Raw genomic sequence first — 6,265 nt, forward strand, 5'->3', positions numbered from 1 at the left:
AAGGCTCCTTGGCAGATCCTGTTCAGAACGGTTTTACCACCACCAGAATGACGATGGCGATCAGCAGCAATACCGGTACTTCGTTGAACCAGCGATAGAACACGTGACTACGCTTGTTCTCGCCACGGGCCAGGCGCTTGTACATGGCGCCGCAAACATGGTGGTAGCCCACCAGCAGCAGCACCAGTGTCAGTTTGGCGTGCATCCAGCCCTGGCTCATCCAGCCCGGCACCATCACCAGCAGGCCGATGCCGAGTGCGAGAGTGGCGATCATCGCCGGGGTCATGATCCCGCGATACAGTTTGCGCTGCATGGTGCTGAAGCGTTCACGGCTTGGCGCGTCCTCGCTCATGGCGTGGTACACGAACAGACGTGGCAGGTAGAACAGACCGGCAAACCAGCAGACCATGGCGACGATATGCAGAGCTTTGATCCACAGGTAGAGCATTGCCGTTCCTCTCGGTAATAAGTGCTCCGATACTAGTGCCCATGGTCTCAATAGTCATCAAGACGGTTGGCCGCAGGCAGATCGGCCTTTATGATCGTCATCTCTTAGCATTCTCGAGGCACCCGATGCCCGCATCCGCCTTCACTCCGACAATACTGCCTGCTCGCCGTCGCAGCCTGCGCGGGCGGCTTGCCTGATGTCGGGTTGGGAAGTCCGCCCCAGTAATCGCGCCCATGAACGGCGTCTTCGTGTTGCGTTGGTCCTCCTGCTGATGGCCGTGCCCAGCGCTTTCTATCTGGGAAGCTGGTGGCAGGCCAGGGCGACGCAGGAGCAGGGCGTCGAAGCGCAGGCGATGCAGGTTCGCCTGGACGAACAGGCGCGGGAGCTCGACGAGCTGCGTCAGCGCATGGCGGTGCTCAGCAGCGGCGAGCAACTGGCTCAGCAGTCCAATGAGCAGAGTCGTCTGAATATCAAGTTGCTCGAAGAACAGAACTTCAAGCAGCAACAGGAGCTAGCCTTCTATAAGGGTGTATTGGCTCCGGACAGCCGCGTCGATGGGCTGCTCATCCGCAGTGTCGACATCCATCCCACTGAGCAGGCGGGGTTGTTCCGCTTCAAGATCATGCTCAGTCGGGTCGGCAAGGATGACAAACCCTTGCAAGGGCGTTTGCATGTGCAGGTGGATGGCCGCCAGGCAGGCAAGGCGAAAAGCCTGCAGTTAGGGCAATTGAGCGGCGATTTGCCAGAGGGGTCGACCGACCAGTCGATTCCGTTCGCCTTCAAGCACCTGCAGGCGATTCCGGAAGGCGGACGTCTCGGCGAGCTGCAGCTCCCCGAGGGGTTCGAGCCGAAGCAGATACGTATCAAGGCCGATGTCGAGGGTGGCAAGCCCGTCGAGCGTCAAATCGAATGGACTGACTGATAAGTGATGGTTCGCGATGTGGAATAAAGGCAAAGGCAAAGGCAAGGCAGACATGCAGCGTTTCACTGGCAAGACCAGCCTGATCGCCGCAGGCGCGGCATTTCGCGGTGATCTGGAGTTTCAGGGGGCCGTGCAGATCGATGGCAGGGTGCTTGGCGATATTCGCACCGAGGAAGGCCTGGTGCGGGTCAGTGTCGATGGCCAGGTTGAAGGTGAAGTGCGAGCCCCCCATATAGTGATCGATGGCGAGATCATCGGTGATGTCTACGCCACTCAGCACGTCGAGTTGGGGCCTAAGGCTCGGGTGCGCGGCAACCTCTACTACGGCCTGATGGAAATGGCCATGGGGGCGCAGGTCGAGGGTGGTTTGCGGCCGATCAAGGAACAGGGTAGACCGTTGGAGCTACCGGAGAGCGTGGACGACGTAGAATAGTTGACCGCTTTTCTAGGGTAAGCGGATAATGTAGCGCTACAACGCAGTATGGCGCCTGGCGCCGGGAGAGAAACATGAGCGTCGAAACCTTCACCCCCACCGCAGCGATGCAGTTCACGCAAGGGGCGGCAAGCAAGGTTAAGAACCTGGTTGATGAAGAGGGCAACCCGCGTCTGAAGCTGCGCGTATTCGTCACTGGTGGCGGCTGCTCCGGTTTCCAGTACGGTTTTACCTTCGATGAAGACGTTGCCGATGATGACACCATCATCGAGCGCGAAGGTGTCGCTCTGGTCGTCGATCCGATGAGTTTTCAGTATCTGGTAGGCGCCGAAGTTGATTATCAGGAAGGCCTGGAAGGATCGCGTTTCGTGATCAAGAACCCCAATGCGACCACCACCTGTGGCTGCGGGTCTTCGTTCTCGATCTGACCCGCCTTGCCATACACGAAAACGCCGCGCATTTGCGCGGCGTTTTTCGTTCTGGGCGTTGGTTCTAGGCCGGGTAGATGGCGCCAAGGATTCTTGGCCCACGGGCGCCAGTAACCTCTGGACGATTGGCCGGGATCCCATTGAGGCAGCAGTGGGCCAGCCAGGCGAATGCCATGGCCTCTACCCAGTCAGCCGGCACGCCGTGATCGTCCGTGCTGCTGACCCGAGCGCCCGGCAGCAGCGCCTGCAAGCGCTCGATCAATGTCCTGTTGTGAGCGCCGCCGCCGCACACCAGCAGTTCGCTGCAATGTGGCTGAGCCTGTTGCAGTGAAGAGGCGATGCTCGTTGCGGTCAGCTCGAGCAGCGTGGCCTGCACGTCTTCTGCCTTGTATATGGGCTGTCTTGCCAGCTGTTCCATCAACCATGGCAGGTTGAACAGCTCGCGGCCGGTGCTTTTCGGGCCTGTGGTCTGGAAGAAGGGATCGCCGAGCAGCGCGCTGAGCAAGCCATCCTGCACCTGGCCGCTGGCCGCCCATGCGCCGTCGCGGTCATAGGCATGCCCTTGATGATGCTGAATCCAGGCGTCCATCAATACGTTGCCAGGGCCGCAATCGAAACCCAGCGCTGGCTTTCCTTCTTCCAGCAGGCTCAGGTTACTGAAACCGCCCACGTTGAGGATCGCCCTTGCCGCGTCACGGCTGGCGAACAGCGCCTCGTGGAATGCCGGCACCAGCGGTGCACCCTGGCCGCCCGCCGCGACATCGCGGCGACGGAAGTCCGCCACCACGCTGATTCCGGTCAGTTCGGCGAGCAGTGCGGCATTGCTGATCTGGATGGTGAAACCCCGTGCCGGCTCATGGCGCACGGTCTGGCCATGGCTGCCAATCGCGCGGATGGCTTGCGGTTGCAGATTCTGTTCGGCCAACAGGCTATGCACGCCTTCGGCGACCAGATGCGCCCATTGCTGCTCGGCGACGGCTGCACGCGCGAGCTCGTCCGGGCCAGAGCTGCAGAGTGCCAGCAACTGTTCGCGGAGCGCGTCGGGGAGGGGCTGGTAATGATGAGCGAGCAGCCTGGTGTGCTCGCTTTGTTCGATAAGGGCGATGTCCAGCCCGTCAAGACTGGTGCCGGACATCACGCCAAGGTAGAGCATCGGCTTAACGCTTGTTCAGCGCGAGCATGGTGGCTTTTTCCTGATCCATGCGCGCCATCAGTGGCTTGCTCATCTGCAGGAAACGTTGTTTTTCCTGGCGAGCGATCGGGTCGGACATGGGCAGCTTCTGGCTCAGCGGGTCCACGTGAGTGCCGTTGACCTGAAACTCATAGTGCAGGTGCGGCCCGGTGGACAGGCCGGTCGTACCGATGTAGCCGATGATCTGGCCCTGCTTGACGCTGCCGCCGGTACGTACGCCTTTGGCGAAACCCTGCATGTGGGCATAGAGGGTACGGTAACGGCTACCGTGCTGCAGTACGACGGTGTTGCCGTAACCGCCCTTGCGGCCTGCGAGGATCACCTTGCCGTCACCGGCCGCTTTGATCGGAGTGCCGCGCGGGGCTGCGTAATCCACGCCTTTGTGGGCGCGAATCTTGTTGAGGATCGGGTGCTTGCGGCCGTTGGAGAAGCGCGAGCTGATGCGGGCGAAGTCCACCGGGGTACGGATGAATGCCTTGCGCATGCTGTTGCCGTCGGCATCGTAGTAGCTGACGTTGCCCTGCTTGTCGGTGTAACGCACGGCAGTGTAAGTCTTGCCGCGGTTGGTGAAGCGCGCGGAAAGAATGTTGCCGGTACCAACGGACTTGTCGGCAACGACCTTCTCCTGGTAGATGACTTCGAATTCGTCGCCCTGGCGAATATCCATGGCGAAGTCGATGTCGTAGCCAAAAATGTTGGCCAGATCCATGGTCAGATTGTGCGACAGACCGGCGCGCTTCGCGGACACGAACAGCGAGCTGTTGATTACCCCGTGAGCGTAGGAATCACGTACGTCCGGCTTGACCAGCTCGCGCTTGAAGTCGTAGCCCTTTTCCGTCTTGTTCAGGCTGACGCTTTCCAGGTCGCTGAGCTTGCTGTGCAGGCTTTCCAGCTGACCGTCTTCGCTGAGCTTGAACTGCAGCTCCTGGCCGACCTTGAGGCGGCTCAACTGCTTGGCGTCCTTGCTGCTGTTTATCACGTCATGCAGGGTGTTGGCCGACAGGCCGACCTTGCTGAATACCGTGGAAAGCGTATCGCCATTGGCCACAGCAACGGTTTTGCTGAGAGGATCTTCCGGCGGCTGTTCGGCTACCTGGGGCTCGGCTTCCAGCTCGGCGTTCTGGGTGTCTTCGTTGCCTTCAATTTGCGCGAAGGGCGATTCATCGGCAGGTTGATCCTGTGCCACGTCTGCCGGAGGCGTCGGCAGGTTCTGCTGTACCTGCTCCGAGCCGTTGTCCATGTCGAGATTGAGAAAGGTCTTTTTCGCTTCTACTTCCCGGGAAGGGAACACCAGGAGGGCCAGGCTGAGCAGTGCGGCTACGCCGCTCGCTGCAATGATGTGGGTTTTGGGATAGAGCGGCGGCGCTTTAGTTGTCGAGGTCATAGGGCTGCTTTTTTTGAAGTGAAAAGATGAAGAGGAAAAGAAGATACTGATGAATATGCAGTAACTGTATAAAATATAACCAAATCCACCTTGAGGCAACCCTGAAGGTGATGGCTGGTAAGCCTGTGGCTTTACGCTGGGCAAAACTTGTCATTTGTCCGTGATCTTGTATGGTTGGTTCCCTTTTGAATTTGGTGATTGTGAGTCCTTATGAAGTCGGTTGAAGAGCAGCTCGCGCTGATCAAGCGCGGTGCGGAAGAAGTCCTGGTTGAGGCGGAGCTGATCGACAAGCTCAAGCGTGGCGAGCCGCTGCGTATCAAGGCTGGCTTCGACCCGACCGCGCCGGATCTGCATCTGGGCCACACCGTGCTTATTAATAAGCTGCGCCAGTTTCAGGATTTGGGTCACCAGGTGATCTTCCTGATTGGCGACTTCACCGGAATGATCGGCGACCCTAGCGGCAAGAGCGCCACTCGCCCGCCGCTTACCCGCGAGCAGGTTCTCGAGAACGCCGAGACCTATAAGCAGCAAGTGTTCAAGATCCTCGATCCGGCGAAGACCGAGGTTGCCTTCAACTCCACGTGGATCAACGAGCTGACGCCTGCCGATTTCATTCGTCTGGCTTCGCAGTACACCGTGGCGCGGATGCTCGAGCGCGACGACTTCGACAAGCGCTACTCCGGCAATCAGCCGATCGCCATTCATGAGTTCCTTTACCCGCTGGTGCAGGGGTACGACTCCGTTGCCTTGCGTGCCGATGTCGAGCTGGGTGGCACCGATCAGAAATTCAACCTGCTGATGGGGCGTGAGCTGCAGCGCGCCTATGGCCAGGCCTCTCAGTGCGTGGTCACCATGCCGCTGCTCGAAGGTCTGGATGGCGTCAAGAAGATGTCCAAGTCGTTGGGCAACTATATAGGTATCCAGGAAGCGCCCGGCGTCATGTACAACAAGCTGGTGTCCATGCCGGATGCGCTGATGTGGCGCTACTTCGAACTGCTGAGCTTCCGCTCCATGGACGAGATCGGGCAGTTCAAGACGGATGTCGAGAATGGCGCCAACCCTCGTGATATCAAAATCAAGCTGGCCGAAGAGATCGTCGCGCGCTTTCACGGCGAAGAAGCCGCTGCAACCGCGCACCGCTCTGCCGGTAACCGTATGAAGGACGGCGAGCTGCCGGAGGACCTGCCAGAGGTTGAGCTGGCTTCTGCCGAAGACATGCCGATCGCCGCTCTCCTTAATAAGGCAGGTTTGGTGAAGAATGCGGCAGTCGCTCGCGACCTGCTGGGTTCAGGTGGTGTGCGAGTGGATGGTCAGGTTGTCGATCGAGCCTTCGTGTTCAAGCTGGGTGCGACGCATGTCTGTCAGGCCGGCAAGAAGGCTTTCGCGCGTATTACGCTGAAATCCGAATAAACCTGAAATAAGCCCTTGACCTGATTTCGTGGGGGCCTATAATGCGCA

Annotated in this window: 7 protein-coding genes; 4 read left to right on the top strand and 3 right to left on the bottom strand. The window is 59.4% G+C overall.

Translation table 11 applies throughout. From position 1 onward, the window contains the following. Window positions 1–22 precede the first annotated feature (22 nt). Window positions 23–448 (bottom strand): protoporphyrinogen oxidase HemJ, encoded by a 426-nt coding sequence (gene hemJ, locus QRN22_RS03360; protein WP_042554327.1) that lies wholly within the window; start codon window positions 446–448, stop codon window positions 23–25. Between the two features lie 271 nt (window positions 449–719). Here hemJ and QRN22_RS03365 point away from each other — a divergent pair, with 271 nt between their 5' ends. From QRN22_RS03365 to erpA, 3 genes are all read left to right on the top strand, one after another. Then, window positions 720–1,370, top strand: a complete 651-nt coding sequence (locus tag QRN22_RS03365) for a DUF6776 family protein (RefSeq protein WP_231570167.1) — start codon at window positions 720–722, stop codon at window positions 1,368–1,370. A gap of 16 nt (window positions 1,371–1,386) precedes the next feature. Next, window positions 1,387–1,803, top strand: coding sequence for a bactofilin family protein (locus QRN22_RS03370; RefSeq protein WP_042554329.1), 417 nt, complete (start codon window positions 1,387–1,389; stop codon window positions 1,801–1,803). A 74-nt stretch (window positions 1,804–1,877) separates the two neighbouring features. Continuing rightward, complete coding sequence (gene erpA / locus QRN22_RS03375; RefSeq protein ID WP_042554330.1) at window positions 1,878–2,231, top strand: iron-sulfur cluster insertion protein ErpA; 354 nt, start codon at window positions 1,878–1,880, stop codon at window positions 2,229–2,231. Window positions 2,232–2,295: 64 nt separating this feature from the next. On the opposite strand, the gene QRN22_RS03380 is transcribed toward erpA, so the two are convergent. Continuing rightward, window positions 2,296–3,384, bottom strand: coding sequence for an anhydro-N-acetylmuramic acid kinase (locus tag QRN22_RS03380; protein ID WP_042554331.1), 1,089 nt, complete (start codon window positions 3,382–3,384; stop codon window positions 2,296–2,298). A 4-nt stretch (window positions 3,385–3,388) separates the two neighbouring features. Beyond that, on the bottom strand, window positions 3,389–4,807 hold the full coding sequence (locus QRN22_RS03385; RefSeq protein WP_042554332.1) for a peptidoglycan DD-metalloendopeptidase family protein: 1,419 nt from the start codon (window positions 4,805–4,807) through the stop codon (window positions 3,389–3,391). 210 nt (window positions 4,808–5,017) lie between these two features. On the opposite strand from QRN22_RS03385, the gene tyrS reads away from it, so the two are divergent. Next, a complete protein-coding gene (gene tyrS / locus QRN22_RS03390) occupies window positions 5,018–6,217 on the top strand; it encodes a tyrosine--tRNA ligase (RefSeq protein ID WP_042554333.1) in 1,200 nt (399 codons plus the stop codon). Window positions 6,218–6,265: the final 48 nt, after the last annotated feature.

Source organism: Pseudomonas sp. MEJ086, from assembly GCF_030209025.1.
Lineage (GTDB): Bacteria > Pseudomonadota > Gammaproteobacteria > Pseudomonadales > Pseudomonadaceae > Aquipseudomonas > Aquipseudomonas fulva_A.